The sequence below is a fragment of the Clostridium sp. AF21-20LB genome (genome assembly GCF_003478795.1).
GTDB classification, from domain to species: domain Bacteria; phylum Bacillota; class Clostridia; order Lachnospirales; family Lachnospiraceae; genus Otoolea; species Otoolea fessa.
The window spans coordinates 106,434-123,892 of sequence record NZ_QUGD01000001.1 but is presented as its reverse complement, the minus strand read 5'-3'; the positions used below and the strand labels follow the sequence as shown (position 1 = coordinate 123,892).

General features: G+C 52.5%; 20 protein-coding genes and 3 pseudogenes. All 23 read left to right on the top strand.

The features are described from left to right. Window positions 1-2: 2 nt before the first annotated feature. The 23 genes and pseudogenes from DWX76_RS00665 to DWX76_RS00560 all read left to right on the top strand — a co-directional run bounded on the left by DWX76_RS00665 (window position 3) and on the right by DWX76_RS00560 (window position 17,451). Complete coding sequence (locus DWX76_RS00665; RefSeq protein ID WP_118569953.1) at window positions 3-1,100, top strand: biotin-dependent carboxyltransferase family protein; 1,098 nt, start codon at window positions 3-5, stop codon at window positions 1,098-1,100. Between the two features lie 36 nt (window positions 1,101-1,136). Then, window positions 1,137-1,946: a putative hydro-lyase gene (locus DWX76_RS00660; protein ID WP_022358508.1), complete on the top strand. Its 810-nt coding sequence runs from the start codon at window positions 1,137-1,139 to the stop codon at window positions 1,944-1,946. Window positions 1,947-2,349: 403 nt separating this feature from the next. Beyond that, entirely contained in the window at window positions 2,350-2,784 is a 435-nt protein-coding gene (gene rplM / locus DWX76_RS00655) for a 50S ribosomal protein L13 (protein WP_107000767.1), read from the top strand. Between the two features lie 28 nt (window positions 2,785-2,812). Then, window positions 2,813-3,202: a 30S ribosomal protein S9 gene (gene rpsI / locus DWX76_RS00650; RefSeq protein WP_022358510.1), complete on the top strand. Its 390-nt coding sequence runs from the start codon at window positions 2,813-2,815 to the stop codon at window positions 3,200-3,202. Between the two features lie 433 nt (window positions 3,203-3,635). Continuing rightward, a complete protein-coding gene (locus DWX76_RS00645; RefSeq protein WP_118569952.1) occupies window positions 3,636-4,466 on the top strand; it encodes a phage antirepressor KilAC domain-containing protein in 831 nt (276 codons plus the stop codon). Further along, on the top strand, window positions 4,463-4,630 hold the full coding sequence (locus DWX76_RS13875) for a hypothetical protein (protein ID WP_002576412.1): 168 nt from the start codon (window positions 4,463-4,465) through the stop codon (window positions 4,628-4,630). The genes DWX76_RS00645 and DWX76_RS13875 overlap by 4 nt, the downstream gene beginning before the upstream one ends. Then, window positions 4,611-5,150, top strand: a pseudogene (locus DWX76_RS00640) (helix-turn-helix domain-containing protein); the annotation flags it as partial. The gene DWX76_RS13875 and the pseudogene DWX76_RS00640, both read left to right, overlap by 20 nt. Further along, window positions 5,146-6,454, top strand: a pseudogene (locus DWX76_RS00635) (DUF87 domain-containing protein); the annotation flags it as partial. The pseudogenes DWX76_RS00640 and DWX76_RS00635, both read left to right, overlap by 5 nt. 187 nt (window positions 6,455-6,641) lie before the next feature. Next, entirely contained in the window at window positions 6,642-7,421 is a 780-nt protein-coding gene (locus tag DWX76_RS00630) for a DUF134 domain-containing protein (RefSeq protein ID WP_117796820.1), read from the top strand. 1 nt (window position 7,422) lies between these two features. After that, window positions 7,423-8,079, top strand: a complete 657-nt coding sequence (locus DWX76_RS00625; protein ID WP_107000764.1) for a Crp/Fnr family transcriptional regulator — start codon at window positions 7,423-7,425, stop codon at window positions 8,077-8,079. 79 nt (window positions 8,080-8,158) lie between these two features. Beyond that, window positions 8,159-8,701: pseudogene (gene rbr, locus DWX76_RS00620) on the top strand (rubrerythrin). Between the two features lie 20 nt (window positions 8,702-8,721). Beyond that, window positions 8,722-9,096, top strand: a complete 375-nt coding sequence (locus DWX76_RS00615; protein ID WP_107000762.1) for a desulfoferrodoxin family protein — start codon at window positions 8,722-8,724, stop codon at window positions 9,094-9,096. Between the two features lie 76 nt (window positions 9,097-9,172). After that, the gene (locus DWX76_RS00610) at window positions 9,173-9,385 is read left to right on the top strand and encodes a DUF6219 family protein (protein ID WP_107000761.1); all 213 of its coding nucleotides are present in this window, start codon (window positions 9,173-9,175) and stop codon (window positions 9,383-9,385) included. Between the two features lie 89 nt (window positions 9,386-9,474). Beyond that, a complete protein-coding gene (locus tag DWX76_RS00605) occupies window positions 9,475-9,633 on the top strand; it encodes a rubredoxin (RefSeq protein WP_107000760.1) in 159 nt (52 codons plus the stop codon). A gap of 132 nt (window positions 9,634-9,765) precedes the next feature. After that, entirely contained in the window at window positions 9,766-10,011 is a 246-nt protein-coding gene (locus DWX76_RS00600; protein ID WP_107001011.1) for a ferredoxin-thioredoxin reductase catalytic domain-containing protein, read from the top strand. Between the two features lie 12 nt (window positions 10,012-10,023). After that, window positions 10,024-10,227, top strand: a complete 204-nt coding sequence (locus DWX76_RS00595; protein WP_107000759.1) for a 4Fe-4S binding protein — start codon at window positions 10,024-10,026, stop codon at window positions 10,225-10,227. Further along, window positions 10,224-10,799: a 4Fe-4S binding protein gene (locus tag DWX76_RS00590; RefSeq protein ID WP_118569951.1), complete on the top strand. Its 576-nt coding sequence runs from the start codon at window positions 10,224-10,226 to the stop codon at window positions 10,797-10,799. The genes DWX76_RS00595 and DWX76_RS00590 overlap by 4 nt, the downstream gene beginning before the upstream one ends. Before the next feature lie 28 nt (window positions 10,800-10,827). Continuing rightward, window positions 10,828-11,148, top strand: coding sequence for a thioredoxin (trxA, locus tag DWX76_RS00585; protein ID WP_107000757.1), 321 nt, complete (start codon window positions 10,828-10,830; stop codon window positions 11,146-11,148). Beyond that, window positions 11,145-12,842, top strand: a complete 1,698-nt coding sequence (locus DWX76_RS00580; protein ID WP_118569950.1) for an FAD-dependent oxidoreductase — start codon at window positions 11,145-11,147, stop codon at window positions 12,840-12,842. The genes trxA and DWX76_RS00580 overlap by 4 nt, the downstream gene beginning before the upstream one ends. After that, a complete protein-coding gene (locus tag DWX76_RS00575; protein WP_118569949.1) occupies window positions 12,835-13,506 on the top strand; it encodes a GTP pyrophosphokinase family protein in 672 nt (223 codons plus the stop codon). Before DWX76_RS00580 ends, DWX76_RS00575 begins: the two co-directional genes overlap by 8 nt. A 343-nt stretch (window positions 13,507-13,849) precedes the next feature. Then, the gene (locus DWX76_RS00570; protein WP_015553424.1) at window positions 13,850-14,281 is read left to right on the top strand and encodes an RrF2 family transcriptional regulator; all 432 of its coding nucleotides are present in this window, start codon (window positions 13,850-13,852) and stop codon (window positions 14,279-14,281) included. A gap of 22 nt (window positions 14,282-14,303) precedes the next feature. Next, the gene (locus tag DWX76_RS00565) at window positions 14,304-16,217 is read left to right on the top strand and encodes an acyl-CoA dehydrogenase family protein (protein ID WP_107000754.1); all 1,914 of its coding nucleotides are present in this window, start codon (window positions 14,304-14,306) and stop codon (window positions 16,215-16,217) included. A 22-nt stretch (window positions 16,218-16,239) separates the two neighbouring features. Then, a complete protein-coding gene (locus DWX76_RS00560; protein WP_107000753.1) occupies window positions 16,240-17,451 on the top strand; it encodes an FprA family A-type flavoprotein in 1,212 nt (403 codons plus the stop codon). The last annotated feature ends 8 nt before the right edge of the window (window positions 17,452-17,459 follow it).

Below are 17,459 nucleotides of genomic sequence, written 5' to 3'. Positions count from 1 at the left end.
AGATGGGCATTAAGTTTGCAAGCGGCGGATTCCTCACAACCGTACAGGACATGGGACGCACCGGCTATCAGGAGTCTGGTATGTCTGTATCAGGCGTTATGGATCAGCGTTCCGCAGCGATCGCGAATATTTTAGTGGGAAATGATGAAAACGAGGCGGTTCTGGAAGTAACCTTAATGGGACCGATGATGGAATTTACAGAAGATAATATTATCGCAGTAACCGGTGGCAATCTGGTTCCGAAGGTAAATGGAAAAGATCTTCCGATGTATCAGGCAGTTTTAGTACATAGGGGCGATTCCATGAACTTTGCCGGTATGACAAGTGGAAGCCGCGCGTACATTGCAGTGGCAGGCGGGCTGGATATCCCGGTACAGATGGGCAGCAAATCCACCAACCTAAAGCTGAAAGTAGGTGGTTATCAGGGAAGAAAGATCGGCGGCGGAGACGAGATTGGTTTTGCCGCTCCTAAGACGACCCTTCCAAATATGAGAAAGAGAAAAGTGACGCCGGAGGACTTCTCCCAGACTGAGAAAACCATCCGCGTTGTCATGGGACCGCAGGATGACTGCTTTACTGAGAAAGGTGTAGAGACGTTCTTAAGCAGCACATATGCATTTACGAATGAGTCCGACCGTATGGGCTGCCGTCTCGAGGGCGAGGTCATCGAGCATAAAAATGGCGGCGATATTATCACAGACGGTATCGCCTTTGGTGCGATTCAGGTGCCGTCCCACGGACAGCCGATTATCATGATGGCGGATCATCAGACCACCGGCGGTTATACGAAGATTGCTGGCGTTATCTCTGTGGATCTTCCGCTGGTTGCACAGTCCAGACCGGGCTATAAAGTACATTTCCAGAAAGTAACGGTTGAGGAAGCGCAGAAGCTTTACATTGAGCAGGTGGAAAAACTCAAAGCACTCAAAGAAGAACTGGCAAAGGTACCGGAACCGTGCGGAGAACTTGATGCAGTGATTCAGGTAGCGGTTGGATGTGAGTCGAAGAAATACTGGAATCCGATTGGAACCTACCGGGTTGTGATCGATGGAACTGAATATATGGTTGAATTAGAGGAAGAGACTGAGAGATTCAGATAAAACTCAGATGCATCGAAAGATATGGAGGGAACGTATATGGCAGATTACAGCAAAATGACACCACCGGAAGTATGGAAACTGATTCGGACTGGCGAGATTACCCGCCCGACGGCTGGCATGTGTGCCGGATATGCACAGGCAAATCTGGTTATCCTGCCGAAGAAGTACGCCGATGATTTTAAAGAATTTGCAAGAAAGAACCCGAAACCGTGCCCAATCCTGGAAGTCGTAGAGGGCACACCGGATATCCACGATATGGGCGAAGGCGCGAGCATCGTGACGGACATCCCGAAATATTTCATTTATCGTGACGGCGTGAAAGTCGATGAGGTGACAGATGTTTCTTCTTATTGGAAAGAAGATTCGGTTGCATTCCTGATTGGCTGCAGCTTCTCCTTTGAGGAGGCGCTTATGAAAGCCGGCATTGAAGTGCGCCATATCGCGCAGGGCTGCAATGTTTCCATGTACAAGACCAACATTCAGTGCGAGAGCGCCGGCGTGTTCAAGGGACCGATGGTTGTCAGCATGCGTCCGATGACACCGGAAAACGCACAGAAAGCCAAAGAGATCACAGACCGTTATCCAAACGTACACGGCGGTCCGGTCCAGATCGGCGATCCGGCAGCGATCGGTATCAAGGATATTTCCAAACCAGACTATGGCGATCCGGTCGAGATCCGCGAGGGTGAGATCCCGGTATTCTGGGCTTGCGGCGTTACCCCGCAGGCAGCGATTGAAAATGCAAAACTTCCGTTAGTTATTACCCACGCACCGGGACATATGTTCATCACCAATGTCCTGAATACGGAGCTGAATGATTATCTGGAAGCGAAGAAGCAGAAATAGGCAGAATCGGTTCTTCCATTGCAGGAACGGTTTTATCGAAAAATAAGGTTTGACGGAGATTTCCCAGTCTCCTTCAAATAAATTCTCTTGAGAAAAGAGAAAAAGTTCATTACCAACCTAAAAAGCGGCGAAAAGGGAAGATGGAATCTGAGAGGAGGAAGTCTTCCTTTTTCATGTGTATCCCATGCGTATATCAGATGCATGGAATGAAACGAACTTATCTTGTAAATCCGGGGAAAAAACCTTGTATTTTCAAGGAAAAACCGCTTGACACGTCCGGGACGGTGTAATATAATAAATCAGTATGACATGAGTCAGGAAGATGTCGGCACCAAAGCCCCGGAGCAGGCATTTCATGATATAGTTAATCTCAATTATATGAAGTAAAACAGGAGGTCAACCAATGAAGAGTTTTATGGCTAGTCCAGCAACAATCGAAAGAAAATGGTATGTAGTTGACGCTACAGGATATACATTAGGTCGTCTTGCATCTGAGGTAGCAAAGGTATTAAGAGGCAAGAACAAACCGATCTTCACACCGCACATGGATTGCGGCGATTATGTAATCGTAGTAAACGCAGAGAAGATCAAAGTAACCGGTAAGAAGATGGATCAGAAAATCTACTACAATCACTCTGATTATGTAGGTGGCATGAGAGAGACGACCCTTCGTGAAATGATGGCTAAGAAGCCGGAGAAGGTTATCGAGTTAGCAGTTAAAGGTATGCTTCCAAAGGGACCTTTAGGAAGAAGCATGATTACAAAACTTCATGTATACGCAGGTCCGGAGCACGAGCAGGCAGCTCAGAAGCCGGAAGTTTTAGAAATCAAGTTTTAATTAAAGGCACTGGAAGGAGGAAACTATAATGGCTAACAAATTTTACGGAACAGGCAGAAGAAAAAAATCTATCGCTAGAGTATACCTTGTACCGGGAACCGGCAAGATTACTATCAATAAAAGAGACATCGACGAGTACTTTGGTCTTGAGACCCTGAAAGTGGTTGTTCGTCAGCCGCTCGTAGCAACCGAGACAGTTGATAAGTTCGATGTACTTGTAAATGTACGTGGCGGCGGCTTCACAGGTCAGGCTGGCGCTGTAAGACACGGCATCTCCCGTGCACTTCTTCAGGCAGACGCTGATTACCGTCCGGTACTGAAGAAAGCAGGCTTCTTAACTCGTGACCCGAGAATGAAAGAGCGTAAGAAATACGGTCTCAAAGCAGCTCGTCGCGCTCCGCAGTTCAGCAAGCGATAATCTACAGCTTAATAATGCTAAAAAAGCCCGGAAATACGCCATTTTCCGGGCTTTTTCTATGCCTGAAATCACCTGATTCCGATGGTGAAATTTGAGGAAATTTGACTTCAAATTAGCCCATTTTGATGGGTTTACCATGGGTTTACGGTCTATTTTTGAGCCTAATGGGTGGGAAAATGGGTTTACAGAAGGCCATTTTGGAGGGGAAATTCGCCCCATATCCTTGACAGATTTTCGGGAAAAATCCGGCTGAAACGGAATGAAAAATGGTGTCGGATTCGTTTGGCGAGTTCTGACGAAATCTGCAAAAAAATGATATCAGGTATCCTGTTACATAGAGCCTTGGCTCATTCTTTGAAAACGAGAATGGGTCGAGGCTCTATTTTTTTCGCCCGAAATCCGGCGAGACAAATTTGAGTAGGAGGTAACAGGTATGACGGATTTCAATCAGAAGACCCATGACACCGATGTGGGCAGTCATGGCGGACAGTCGAGGCAGATGATGGAGGTGTTTGAGAACCAGGAGTTTGGTTCGATCCGGTTGTTACAGGAGGCAGGCAAGACCTTCTTCTGTGCAAGCGACGTGGCGAAAGCGTTGGGATATGTGAATCCCTACGCCGCAGTGAAACGCCATTGTAGAGGCCCCCTAACGAAACGCGAGGGGGTCGTTCAGAAGGTGAATCAGTATGGAGATGCTGGAGAGCAGGTCGTTGAAATCTCCTTTATCACGGAAGGTGATGTTTATCGGCTGATCGTTCACAGCAAGCTGCCATCGGCAGAACGGTTTGAACACTGGGTGTTTGATGAAGTTCTCCCGTCCATCCGAAAGCATGGTGTGTATATGAGCGATTCTATTTTGGATCAGGTGATTCAGCATCCGGAGGTCATCTACACCCTGGCGAAGGAGCTTGTGGCCGAGAAAGAGCAGCTTGAGGGTATCCGCAAACAGCTGGATGCGGCACAGCCCAAGGCAGACTACTTCGACACCTTTGTGAATTCGGAGGATTGTACCTGCATCCGGAATTTCTGTAAGGAAATCGGAATCCCGGAGAAGACGGCAGTAGCTCTCTTACTGGATCATCGCTATCTGTACCGCAGTCCAAGCGGCTGGCTGATGCCTTTTGCAGACAAATCTGCAAGGGGCTATTTTATTGTCCGGGATTGCTACGGCAGAAGCGGAAAACTGGTGCAGCAGACGAGAGTGACCTGCAAGGGAAAGAATCATCTCTTCAAGTTGTTTAAGAAATGGGGTGTGATCGAATGACGCTTTTTACAGAGGGACGCCTTCAGGCGTTTGAACGCATGATGCAGGATACCGGCAAATACCATCGACGGGAGGACAGCGAAGATCGTCCGCGCAAATGTCCGAAGAAAAAAACGGAGCCTGCGAAAAAGGATGGTGAGCACCATGCCGGTATTCAGGGTTGAGAAAAACAGCAATTACACAACGATGTGCAATTACCACCTGCGGGATCAGGGTCTCAGCCTGAAAGGAAAAGGACTTCTCTCTATGCTGCTTAGTTTACCGGACACATGGAACTATTCGGTACGGGGATTATCTTCGATTACACCGGATGGCGTAGATGGGGTGCTTACAGCTCTGAAAGAACTGGAACGTCTTGGATATCTGGAAAGGAACCAGCAGCGTGAGAGTAACGGTCGGATGGGCAGAGCGGAGTATGTGATCTATGAGATGCCAAGGAAAAAGCCGTGTACGGAAAAGCCGTATACGGTAAATCCGGATACGGACACACCGGTTACGGAAAATCCCGCGCAATTAAGTACTAATAGAACAAGTACTGAAACAATCAATAAAAGAGAGAAGAAGGAAATCCAGCACCGGTATGGCTAATACGAAAATGTCCTTCTCTCTGACACGGAATACGGCAAGCTCCGGCAGGAGTTCCCAGGAGATTATCAGATGCGGGTGGAACGGCTCTCTGAGTATCCGCTTTGAGCTTTCTTTTATGAATATGGCTACGGATGCCTCGAATTTTGAGAAGATGGTGCGCATCCCGTACCAGAAGGATCATTTCAATCCGGTGCGCACGGAGTACAGCACCATGCTGCGCCGCCAGCTTGCCAGGCAACAACGGCCTGACCAAGACGAAGTACCTGACGTTTGGCATTGAAGCAGAATCCATGAAACAGGCAAAGCCGAGGCTCAATCACATTGAGATCGACCTGATGAACAACTTCAAACGCTTGGGTGTCCGGGCAAAATTGCTGAACGGTAAGGAACGGCTTCATCTGATGCACGATATGTTCCACATGGGTGACCATGACCGATTCAATTTCGATTGGAAGTGGCTGCCGGAGAGCGGGCTGTCGGTAAAGGACTTTATTGCCCCGACCGGGTTTGCCTTTCCGAAGAACCGTGTTTTTCAGATGGGTGGGATGTATGGTTCCATGTCCTATCTCCAGATTACGGCTTCCGACCTGTCGGATCAGCTGCTGAAGGACTTTCTGGATATGGAATCCAGCCAGATTGTGACCATGCACATTCAGTCGGTAGACCAGAACAAAGCAATCAAATCCATCAAGCACACCATTACGGAGCTGGATCGTTCCAAGATTGAGGAACAGAAGAAAGCTGTCCGTTCCGGATACGATATGGACATCATTCCGTCAGATTTGGCAACTTACGGCAGGGACGCAAAGGCACTGCTGAAGGAATTGCAGAGCCAGAATGAGCGTATGTTCCTGCTGACCTTTCTGGTGATGAATACCGGCGAGACGGAGCAGGAGCTGGAAACCAATGTGTTTCAAGCTTCCAGTATCGCGCAGAAGTACAACTGCAACCTGCGCCGTCTGGACTTTCAGCAGGAGCAGGGGCTGATGAGCTGTCTGCCGCTGGCACAGAACCTGATTGAGATTCAGCGCAGCATGACTACCAGCAGCACGGCAATTTTCGTTCCGTTTACCACCCAGGAACTGTTTCAGACCGGGAAAGAGGCTCTGTACTATGGGCTGAATGCTCTGTCCAACAACCTGATTATGGTTGACCGGAAAAAGCTCAAAAACCCCAACGGGCTGATTCTGGGTACTCCCGGTTCCGGTAAATCCTTCTCTGCCAAGCGAGAAATCGCCAATGCGTTTCTGGTGACGGATGACGATGTAATTGTGTGCGATCCGGAAGCCGAGTACACGGCACTGGTGAAGAAATTTGAGGGGCAGGTCATTAAAATCAGCCCTTCCAGCGCGCAGTATATCAACCCGATGGACATCAATGCGAACTATTCGGAAGAGGATACCCTGCGAAGTTCTGTCAAATGTAGATAATCTGACAATACGAACATGGCTCACACGTAGTCTTCGACACCGAATATCAGCCAGCACACATATGAGGACGGAAAATGTAGCAGCTTTTGAAAAATTGCTTTTTCTGCTCAAAGTGCTATAATTGGAATATACCGAATACAAAGGGAGGAAAGCTCCCATGCCAAGACCGCCACGGTGCCGTCGAATTTGTGGCGTACCACAGGTCGATACATTCTGTCCTAACGGGTGCGAGAATACCGAGCCGATCCTGCTGACGCTGGACGAATACGAGGTCATTCGGCTGGTTGACTTGGAGCAGCAAACCCACGAGCAGTGTGCCGCTCAAATGGAGATTTCCCGCTCTACCGTGCAGGAGATTTACGAAAGCGCACGGAGCAAGATCGTAGCGTGTCTTGTCCACGGGAAACCGCTGCACATCACCGGGGGAAACTACCGCATCTGCGGAGGACAGGAGGCAGCTCACTGCGGCCGTTGCTGCCGGATGCAGAGAGCCAACATGGAAAAATCAGGCAAAACTTGCAAAGGAGATTCCATTATGAAAATTGCAGTTACCTATGACAACGGTCAGATCTTTCAGCATTTCGGTCACACCGAGCAGTTCAAGCTTTATGAATCTGTGGACGGCAAAATCGTCCATGCGGAAGTCGTTGATACCAACGGCAGCGGTCACGGCGCACTGGCAGGATTCCTGATGCAGAACGGCGTGGACACTTTGATTTGCGGAGGCATCGGCGGCGGTGCGCAGGCAGCACTCGCCGAAGCGGGCATCAAGCTCTACGGCGGTGTCAGCGGGGACGCTGACGCGGCGGTGAGCGCATTGCTCAACGGAAGTTTGGGCTACGATCCCAATGTTCACTGTGACCACCATGACCATGAACACGGCGAGGCTGGTCACTCCTGCGGTGACCACGGCTGCGGCAAGCATAGCTGCCATTGATATGGAACGCACACTGACACAACTTCCGTTCTGGTCATCCTTGACCGAACGCGAAATGGACACACTACGCCGAAGTGCCTTTGTCCGTCATTATAAAAAGGGTGCGTTCGTTCACAGCAGCGACAATGAATGTCTCGGAATGCTGTTTATTCTTTCCGGCGAGATCCGCACCTATCTTCTCTCTGATGAGGGGCGGGAGGTAACGCTGTTCCGCCTGTATCCGGGCGAACTATGCGTGCTTTCCGCCTCCTGCGTGATCAGTCAGATCACCTTTGATACACAAATGACTGCCGGAATGGATACGGACATTCTGATTATCTCTGCAAATGTCATTGCTGCACTCAAGGAGAAAAATCTCCATGTCCGCTGTTTTCTTTATGAACTGGCAACGAAACGGTTTTCTGATGTGATGTGGGCGATGCAGCAGATTATGTTCAAGGGATTGGATCAGCGGCTGGCAGAATTTCTCTTTGCCGAAGCGGAACGTACCGGCTCCGACACGATACGCATGACCCATGAGCAGATCGCCCAGCACATCAGCTCGGCACGGGAGGCAGTGGCACGGATGCTCAAAAGCTTCTCGGAGGACGGGCTGGTGGAGCTGAAGCGTGGTGCAATCACGCTGCGGGATAAGAACAGACTAAATCGTCTAAAATAAAAAGAAATGTGACTTCGTTACAGAAGAAAATCATAGATTTGCTACAATAAAAGCAGAAAAACAGGAAGGAGTATCCGCCATGAAAGAAACGAAATACGCAGGAACTCAAACCGAAAAAAAACCTGATGGCTGCCTTTGCCGGTGAGTCCGAGGCGCGCAACAAATACACCTATTTTGCATCCAAGGCCAAGAAGGAAGGCTACGAGCAGATCGCGGCGCTGTTCCTCAAAACCGCTGATAATGAGAAGGAACACGCCAAGCTGTGGTTCAAAGAGCTGAACGGCATTGGCGACACCGCCGAAAACCTTCTCTCCGCCGCTGAGGGCGAGAACTACGAGTGGACGGATATGTACGACGCTTTGCCAAAACCGCCGACGAGGAGGGTTTCCATGAGCTGGCCCAGCGTTTCCGCCTGGTAGCCGCCATTGAAAAGCATCATGAGGAGCGCTACCGTGCCCTGCTGCACAATGTGGAGATGGCGGAGGTCTTCGCCAAGAGTGAGGTCAAGGTATGGGAGTGCCGCAACTGCGGGCATATCGTGATCGGTGAGAAAGCACCGGAGGTCTGCCCGACCTGCAACCATCCCCAGAGCTACTTTGAAATTCACGCAGAAAACTATTAAAGAGAAAAGGAGAACGAATCATGGAGCAGAAGTTTTACATTTGCAAGCATTGCGGCAACATCATTGCCAAGGTCAAGGACACGGGCGTTCCCGTCATCTGTTGCGGTGAGCCGATGAGCGAGATCATCCCCGGTACCACCGACGCCGCCGTGGAGAAGCACGTCCCTGTCTGGACTGTGGAAAACGGCATCGTTCATGTCAAGGTCGGCTCCGTAGAGCATCCCATGCTGCCGGAGCACTACATCGAGTGGGTGTCCCTCCACACCAATCAGGGCAACCAGCGCAAGGAACTGCACCCGGGCGAGAAGCCGGAGGTCTGCTTTGCGCTCTGCGAGGGCGACGAAGTCGAGGCGGTCTACGCCTACTGCAACCTCCACAGTCTGTGGAAAGCGTGATCGTTCCGCGCATGGTATCTTAGAACCAACATAGAGAACTGAATGTCATGTATTGCAGGCAGGAGGCAAACAAGTCATGAAAGCACATAAATATTGGTCAATCGGAGCGGTAATTACCATGTTTGGAACTTTTTGCACTGGATATAAAGGCTCAAAAACAACGCATAAGTACCTTGCGCTTAGTTCCTTGATCTGCATGGTTATGGCAGTATATACGGGTCATAAAATGATTTCAGGGAATAAGAAAACAAAGAGAGTAAAACAAGCGGAAGCTGTGGATATTCTTTGAGTAAGATAGGAATCGTTATTGTTTCTGATGACGATAAAGTCGGGCTAATGTTGTGTGCGAAATAAAAAACAAGAAAGAAGAATTTCATTATGAAATATGTATGCGATGTGTGTGGTTGGGAATACGACGAAGAAAATGGCTATCCGGAAGGCGGCATTGCACCGGGTACAAAATGGGAAGATATTCCGGATGATTTTGAATGCCCCTTATGTTTTGTTGGCAAAGACCAGTTTTCTGTGGCTGAGTAAGGAAGCACAACAAAACCTATAAACAAAGAGCCGTGAAGCAGTATGTAAGATACCGCTTCACGGCTCTTTCTCACTTATATAAAAATTTGCCGTAACGTAACCTCGTCACAGAAAAATGCTTTGTACTGCGGTATGATAAAGCCACAATCAATCAACAAGAAAGAGGTGGCGAACATGAAAATCAAGCTCAATTCCGATCAGGAGATTGTCAGCACCATCAGAGAAGGACTCAAGCGCACCGGCGGGTACTGCCCCTGCCGCAGGGAGAGCACAGAGGCGACCAAATGTATGTGCCAGGAGTTTAAGGATCAAATTGCAGATCCGGGCTTCGAGGGATTCTGCCACTGTATGCTCTATTACAAATCCTTGCAGGATTAAGGGAGGAACGCTATGCTGTCAAAGAAACTGGCCGCCATAGATAAGACGCGGTGCGTCGCCTGCGGCGTGTGTGAAAATACCTGTCCACTGGGGGCCGTCAAGGTGCGCCGCGGCTGCTACGCCGCTGTGGAGGCGGAACGATGCGTAGGCTGCGGCAAGTGCGCAAAGATCTGTCCCGTCGGCTGCATTGAGGTGAAAGTGAGGGCTGACGCATGAAAGTAAAGCATTGGTACGATTACCTGTTGGTATATGCAATCATCTATTTTGCACTGGGCTTTTTCAATATCCTGTTCGCGTGGCTGGGCATGATCGATTTTCTTCTGCCGCTGTTCTTAGCCATCTTTGGTGGGAACAAATACTTTTGCAACCACCTCTGCGGACGGGGTCAACTGTTCAGCAAGCTGGGGACAGACCTTAAATGCTCCCGCTGCAAGCCCACGCCCCGCTGGATGTCCTCCAAGTGGTTCCGTTATGGCTTTTTGATCTTTTTCCTGACGATGTTCGGCAACATGGTGTTTCAGACATATCTGGTCGCTGCGGGTACTTCGTCCCTGCGGGAGGCCATTAAGCTGTTCTGGACCTTCCGTGTGCCGTGGGGCTGGGCCTACACCGCCGGAACGGTGACAGACTGGGTAGCCCAATTCAGCTTCGGCTTTTACAGCCTCATGCTGACCTCGCTGCTCATCGGCCTCATCGTCATGGTGCTCTACAAGCCCCGTACATGGTGTGCCTTCTGCCCCATGGGAACCATGACGCAGGGGATTTGCAAGCTGAAAAACAAAGAATAAACAAAGATAACAGAAAGGAGCCTTACTCATGGCTGAACTGAAAATTACTGCTGCGAATTTTGAAAATGAGGTACTGCGTTCCGACAAGCCCATTTTGCTGGACTTCTACGCCGACTGGTGCGGACCGTGCAAAATGCTCTCTCCCATACTGCATGAGCTTGCCGAAGAAAAAAGCGGCGCGCTCAAGGTGGGAAAGGTCAATGTGGACGAGCAGATGGAGCTGGCAATGCGTTTTCAGGTGTCCAGTATCCCGATGCTGGTCGTATTCAAGGATGGAAAGGCCGTTGCCAAATCGGTGGGCTATCGGCCTAAGTCGGAGATTGCCGCAATGGTGGAGGGCGCAAGATGAAAGTTGTAATCGTAGGCGGTGTGGCGGGCGGTGCTTCTGCCGCCGCCCGCATCCGCCGTTTGGATGAACACGCGCAGATCATCATGATCGAGCGCAGCGGCTATGTGTCCTATGCCAACTGCGGTCTGCCGTATTATGTGGGCGGTGTGATCAAGGAGCAGGAAGAATTGACGCTGCAAACTCCGGAGAGCTTTTGGGATCGCTTTCGCATTGATGTGCGAGTACGGCAGGAAGTAACTGCGATCAATCCCGCAGAGAAAATCGTCACCGTCCACGCACTGGACAGCGGGAAGGTCTACACGGAAACCTATGACAAACTGCTTCTTGCCCCCGGCGCAAAGCCGACGATTCCTGCGCTTTCCGGCGTGGACAGCGAGCGGGTCTTTTCCCTGCGCACCGTGGAAGACACCCTCCGCATTCGACGCTTTGTAGAGGATCAGAAGCCGAAAACCGCTGTTTTGGCTGGCGGCGGCTTTATCGGTCTGGAAATGGCGGAAAACCTTGTGGAGATGGGCGTTTCGGTTACCATCGTCCAGCGTCTGAAGCAGCTATTAGCGCCGCTGGATGCGGATATGGCCAGCTTTGTCCATGCGGAAATGCGCAGACACGGTGTGGCTCTGCGGTTGGATGAAACCGTCACCGGATTCCGACAGGACGGAGATTCCGTGCTGACGCTGCTGGAGGAAAGTGAGCCGCTGCGCTCCGACATGGTGCTGCTGGCCATCGGCGTCACGCCGGACACCCATCTGGCAAAAGAGGCCGGACTTGAGCTGGGCATCCGGGGCAGCATCGCTGTCAACGAGCGGATGGAAACCTCCGTGCCGGATATCTACGCTGTGGGCGATGCCGTAGAGGTCACCCATTTCGTGACCGGCCAAAAAGCATTGATCTCGCTGGCGGGGCCTGCCAACAAGCAGGGACGCATTGCCGCTGACAATATCTGCGGCGGAAACAGCCGCTTTCACGGCTCTCAGGGCTCGTCTGTTCTGAAACTGTTTGGCTTGACAGCGGCCTCCACGGGGATCAATGAGAAGGCAGCGCAGGCAGCAGGGATCGCTTACGACAAAGTCGTATTATTCCCGGCATCCCACGCTACCTATTATCCCGGCGCACAGTCTATGGCAATGAAGGTGATGTATGAAAAAGAAAGCCTGCGGCTGCTGGGTGCGCAGATCGTTGGCGGCGAGGGCGTGGACAAGCGCATTGATGTACTGGCAACGGCCATTCGCGCAAAAATGACAGCCTTGGAACTGACGGAGCTTGACCTTTCCTATGCGCCGCCCTATTCCTCTGCCAAACACCCGGTCAATATGGCCGGTTTTATGATCGAGGATTTGGAGAGCGGGAAGGTACGGCAGTTCCATTGGAATGAGGTTGAGGACTTGCCTTGCGATGGCAATGCGACACTGCTGGATGTCCGTACAGAAGGCGAATATCGGCGTGGGCACTTGAATGGATTCCGCAATATTCCACTGGACGATCTGCGGGAGCATTTGGACGAGTTAGACCGGGGTAAGCCTGTTTATGTGAATTGCCAGACAGGGCTTCGCAGTTATCTGGCCTGCCGACTTTTGACGCAGTACGGTTTCACCTGTTCCCATCTCTCCGGCGGATACAGTTTTTATCAGGTCGTAATACAAGAGCGGCAGACAGCGCGGAGCGCTATCCCTGCGGAATGGAGAAGCTATGAGTGAGAATTTATTTGGCTTGACGGTTGCGGCAGATAAAGGCTTAGATGATTTGCAGTGCCAGCGCCTTTTAAGCGAAAATCGCAGGTATCAGGAAGTCATGCTGCAATACCGATGTGCGCTGAAAGCACTGGAAAGCAGGTTGGAAATTCTAAACGAAGAGTTTTCATTGAAGCATGATCGCAATCCGATAGAAAGTATAAAAAGCCGCTTGAAGTCGCCGTCCAGCATTATGAATAAGATGCAGAAACGCGGACTTCCTCTGGATTTTCCGACCATGCAGACAAATATCATGGATATTGCCGGTGTGCGGGTGATCTGCTCTTTCGAGGAGGATGTGTTCTTTTTGGCAAAGTGCTTAAAAAAACAGTCTGACATTGAAATCATCACAGAGAAAGATTATATTTCACACCCTAAGCCAAATGGCTATCGCAGTCTGCACCTGACGCTCCGGCTGCCGGTATTCTTTGCGGAAAAAGTGATCCATGTGCCGGTGGAGATACAACTCCGTACAATCGCTATGGACTTCTGGGCAAGCCTTGAGCATACCATCCGCTATAAGAAAAACTTGCCGATAAATGCTGAAGTCGAAACTGAACTGAAAGAGTGCGCCGATTCCAGCAGAGAATGGGACGGTAAGATGGAACATTTACTGCATATCATAACATAATGTGTCGAATATAAAATGAAAAGCACGCACTTTGGTGCTTGCCTTGGACTTGCCAGGGACCGCCTTATCCGCCTTGGGTGGGCGACCCCTGCGAGCCCCAACCAATTTCTCCGCTTTCTGGTTTTCAGGCATAGTCTTTTCTGCTTTCGGCGGACTGCCACGGCACAGCTTTTTCGGCTTCTATATTGTAAGGAACATGGCTTTTCGCTGAATGGAAAGCGAAGCTGACCCGGGCTGGAGCGGTCTGTGTTAAAACGATATATTTTTTTGGAAATTATCTTGATAAAATTTATCAAGATTGATATAATGGCATTAACAAGCAAGCGAAAAGAGGATGTGGAGCATGATCATCACCAAAGAGACGGACTACGCACTGCGCATTTTGCGGGTGCTGCTGGACGGGGAGAAGCATTCGGTGGCCGAGATGTCGGAAACGGAATTGATCCCCAATCAGTTTGCCTACCAGATTCTGCGCAAGCTCTCCGCCGGCAATTTGGTGCGGGTGAGCCGCGGCGCCCTCGGCGGCTGCGCGCTGTCCTGCGATCTGGACGCGACCTCCCTCTACGATCTCATGGGGGTCGTGGGGGAGCGGGGCATCCTGTGCGCCTGCATGGAGCCGGGATATGAATGCCGCTGGCAGGACAAGCATGGGCGGTGCGCCATCCACTGTCAGCTGGCGGCCTTGCAGCAAAAGCAGGACGAGGCGTTCCGTGCCGTGAGCCTGCGCAGGCTGCTGACCGGCGGATCCGATCCCCAAGATACAAGCAAGCTGTAAAATTTTAAGAGGAGGTACCCATATGCTGTTTCAAACCACGGCGGCGCACGAAGAGCTGCGCGCGAAGATCCGGAGTTTTGCGGAGGAGGAGATCAAGCCCCTCGCATTTTTAATGGATCAGAACAATGAGTTTCCCGAGGAGGCTGTCAAGAAGCTGGGTAAGCTGGGCTGGATGGGCATTCCCTACCCCAAGGAGTACGGCGGTGCCGGTCTTGATGCCCTGAGCTACGCCATCGCGGTGGAGGAGCTGGCCCGTGTGGACGGCGGCGCGGGCGTAATCCTCTCCGCCCACGTCTCCCTCGGCTCATGGCCCATTTTCGCCTATGGCACCGAGGAGCAGAAGAAGAAATATCTGGTTCCGCTGGCCAAGGGCGAGAAGATCGGCGCCTTCGGCCTCACGGAGTCCAACGCCGGATCCGACGCCGGCGGCACGGAGACCACGGCGCTGGATAAGGGGGACTACTACCTCCTCAACGGCGGCAAGATCTTCATTACCAACGCCCCTAAGGCGGACACCTATGTGGTTTTCGCCGTCACCACGCCGGACATCGGCACCCGGGGCATCTCCGCTTTCATCGTGGAGAAGGGCTGGAAGGGCTTTGAGTTCGGCGACCACTATGACAAGATGGGCATTCGCTCCTCCTCCACGGCGGAGCTGATCTTCAACGACGTGAAGGTTCCCAAGGAAAACCTATTGGGCAAGGAGGGCGAGGGCTTCAAGATTGCCATGTCCACGCTGGACGGCGGACGCATCGGCATCGCCGCGCAGGCGCTGGGCATCGCCCAAGGCGCGTTTGAGCACGCGTTGAGCTATTCCAAGGAGCGCGTCCAGTTCGGCAAGCCCATCGCGGCCCAGCAGAGCATCGCCTTCAAGCTGGCGGATATGGCCACCAAGCTGCGCTGCGCCCGGTTCCTCATCTACTCCGCGGCGGAGCTGAAGGAGCAGCACGCGCCTTACGGCATGGAGTCCGCCATGGCGAAGATGTACGCCTCGGACATCGCGCTGGAGGTCACCAACGATGCCTTGCAGATCCACGGCGGCAGTGGCTTCCTCAAGGGCATGGAGGTGGAACGGGCCTACCGCGACGCCAAGATCACCACCATCTACGAGGGCACTAACGAGATCCAGCGGGTGGTCATCGCCTCTCATCTGGTGGGCAGGCTGGGCAAGAGCTCCGGCGGCGAGAGCCGTTCGGCGGCCAAGAAACCCGCGCCCATCACCGGCATTCGCAAAAAGACCATCTTCCGGGAAGGGGATGCTGCCCAGCAGGTGGCCGACCTTGTAGCGGCGCTGAAGAAGGATGGTCACGACTTCTCCGTGGGCATCCCTATGGATACGCCCATCCCGCAGGCGGAGCGGGTGGTCTCCGCGGGCAAGGGCATCGGGGAGAAAAAGAACATGAAACTGGTAGAGTCGCTGGCCAAGGCTGCCGGCGCGGCCATCGGTTCTTCCCGCCCTGTGGCGGAGACTCTCAAATATCTGCCGCTGAACCGCTATGTGGGTATGTCCGGTCAGAAGTTCACCGGCAATCTGTACATCGCCTGTGGCATCTCCGGCGCATCCCAGCACCTTAAGGGCATCAAGGACGCCTCCACCATCGTGGCCATCAATAAGAACGGTAACGCGCCTATCTTCAAGAACTGCGACTACGGCATCGTGGGCGATGTGGAGGAGATCCTGCCCCTGCTCACTGCTGCGCTGGATAGCGGCGAAAAGCTGCCCGCGCCGCCTATGGTAAAGATGAAGCGGCCCACACCGCCGAAGCCCGCCCCCATCGGCGACCGCTACGTCTGCAGCGGCTGCGGCTACGAGTATGTGCCGGAGTTGGGCGACGAGGACGGCGAGATCGCGCCGGGTACGCTCTTTGAGCAGCTTCCCGCCGAGTGGGTGTGCCCGGAGTGCGCGGAGACGAAGGATCAATTTGTAAAGGCTTGAGCCGTGAAGGAGGTAAGATAAGATGTATTGCGTGCGTAAAGTAACAAACGACCTCTACTGGGTGGGCGCCAACGACCATCGCCTGGCCCTGTTTGAAAACTGCTTTCCCATTCCCCGGGGCGTAAGCTACAACGCTTACTGCCTGCTGGATGAAAAGACGGTGCTCTTTGACACGGTGGACTGGTCTGCCTGCCGCCAGCTTTTGGAAAATCTGGCGTATGTGCTGGATGGCCGCGAGCTGGACTACCTGCTGGTCAACCATCTGGAGCCGGATCACGCCGCCTGCATCGAGGAGATCCTGCTGCGCCATCCTAAGGTGAAGCTGATCTCCAACGAGAAGGCATTCATGCTCATGCGGCAGTTCGGCTTCCATGTGGACGGACATGAGTGCATCGAGGTGAAGGAGGGCGACACCTTCTCCTTTGGCAAGCACACCGTCACCTTTGTGGGCGCGCCTATGGTTCACTGGCCGGAGGCCATGGTGACCCTCGACGTCACCGACGGCGTCCTCTTTTCCGCCGACGCCTTCGGCACCTTCGGCGCGCTGGACGGTAAGCTGTTCGCCGACGAGGTGGACTTCGAGCGGGACTGGCTGGACGACGCCCGCCGCTATCTCACCAACATCGTGGGCAAGTACGGCCCCCACATCCAGCTCCTGCTGAAAAAGGCCGGCGGCGTTTTGGATCAGATCCAGTACATCTGCCCGCTCCACGGCCCCGTGTGGCGCAAGGATCTGGGCTGGTTCATCGAAAAGTACGACACATGGAGCCGCTATGCCCCTGAGACCCAGGGCGTGCTCATCGTCTACGCCTCCATGTACGGCAACACGGAGAACGCGGCGCAGGCGCTGGCGGCGTCGCTCTGCGATAAGGGCATGAGCAAGGTGGCGATGTACGATGTGTCCTCCACTCATGTCTCCCAGCTGATTTCCGAGGCGTTTAAGTACAGTCACATTGTCCTGGCCTCTGTGACCTACAATCTCGGCATCTACCCCGCCATGCATGACTTCCTCATGGATATGAAGGCACTGAATCTGCAAAACCGCACCTTTGCCATCATTGAAAACGGCTCATGGGCGGTGAAGTCCGGTGACCTCATGCAGAAATTTGTCAACGATGAGCTTAAGAACATGACGGTGCTCAACGAGCGGCTCAGCCTCGCCTCGTCCATGGGCACGGACAAGCGCACTGAGCTGGAAGCACTGGCGGACGCCATTCTGGAATCTATGAAGTAACTGGCAGG

Bases quoted from the DNA above. Each gene is read 5' to 3' on its own strand.
- DWX76_RS00665 (WP_118569953.1), top strand. From the start codon at position 3: ATGGGCATTAAGTTTGCAAGCGGCGGATTCCTCACAACCGTACAGGAC.
- DWX76_RS00660 (WP_022358508.1), top strand. From the start codon at position 1,137: ATGGCAGATTACAGCAAAATGACACCACCGGAAGTATGGAAACTGATT.
- rplM (WP_107000767.1), top strand. From the start codon at position 2,350: ATGAAGAGTTTTATGGCTAGTCCAGCAACAATCGAAAGAAAATGGTAT.
- rpsI (WP_022358510.1), top strand. From the start codon at position 2,813: ATGGCTAACAAATTTTACGGAACAGGCAGAAGAAAAAAATCTATCGCT.
- DWX76_RS00645 (WP_118569952.1), top strand. From the start codon at position 3,636: ATGACGGATTTCAATCAGAAGACCCATGACACCGATGTGGGCAGTCAT.
- DWX76_RS13875 (WP_002576412.1), top strand. From the start codon at position 4,463: ATGACGCTTTTTACAGAGGGACGCCTTCAGGCGTTTGAACGCATGATG.
- DWX76_RS00630 (WP_117796820.1), top strand. From the start codon at position 6,642: ATGCCAAGACCGCCACGGTGCCGTCGAATTTGTGGCGTACCACAGGTC.
- DWX76_RS00625 (WP_107000764.1), top strand. From the start codon at position 7,423: ATGGAACGCACACTGACACAACTTCCGTTCTGGTCATCCTTGACCGAA.
- DWX76_RS00615 (WP_107000762.1), top strand. From the start codon at position 8,722: ATGGAGCAGAAGTTTTACATTTGCAAGCATTGCGGCAACATCATTGCC.
- DWX76_RS00610 (WP_107000761.1), top strand. From the start codon at position 9,173: ATGAAAGCACATAAATATTGGTCAATCGGAGCGGTAATTACCATGTTT.
- DWX76_RS00605 (WP_107000760.1), top strand. From the start codon at position 9,475: ATGAAATATGTATGCGATGTGTGTGGTTGGGAATACGACGAAGAAAAT.
- DWX76_RS00600 (WP_107001011.1), top strand. From the start codon at position 9,766: ATGATAAAGCCACAATCAATCAACAAGAAAGAGGTGGCGAACATGAAA.
- DWX76_RS00595 (WP_107000759.1), top strand. From the start codon at position 10,024: ATGCTGTCAAAGAAACTGGCCGCCATAGATAAGACGCGGTGCGTCGCC.
- DWX76_RS00590 (WP_118569951.1), top strand. From the start codon at position 10,224: ATGAAAGTAAAGCATTGGTACGATTACCTGTTGGTATATGCAATCATC.
- trxA (WP_107000757.1), top strand. From the start codon at position 10,828: ATGGCTGAACTGAAAATTACTGCTGCGAATTTTGAAAATGAGGTACTG.
- DWX76_RS00580 (WP_118569950.1), top strand. From the start codon at position 11,145: ATGAAAGTTGTAATCGTAGGCGGTGTGGCGGGCGGTGCTTCTGCCGCC.
- DWX76_RS00575 (WP_118569949.1), top strand. From the start codon at position 12,835: ATGAGTGAGAATTTATTTGGCTTGACGGTTGCGGCAGATAAAGGCTTA.
- DWX76_RS00570 (WP_015553424.1), top strand. From the start codon at position 13,850: ATGATCATCACCAAAGAGACGGACTACGCACTGCGCATTTTGCGGGTG.
- DWX76_RS00565 (WP_107000754.1), top strand. From the start codon at position 14,304: ATGCTGTTTCAAACCACGGCGGCGCACGAAGAGCTGCGCGCGAAGATC.
- DWX76_RS00560 (WP_107000753.1), top strand. From the start codon at position 16,240: ATGTATTGCGTGCGTAAAGTAACAAACGACCTCTACTGGGTGGGCGCC.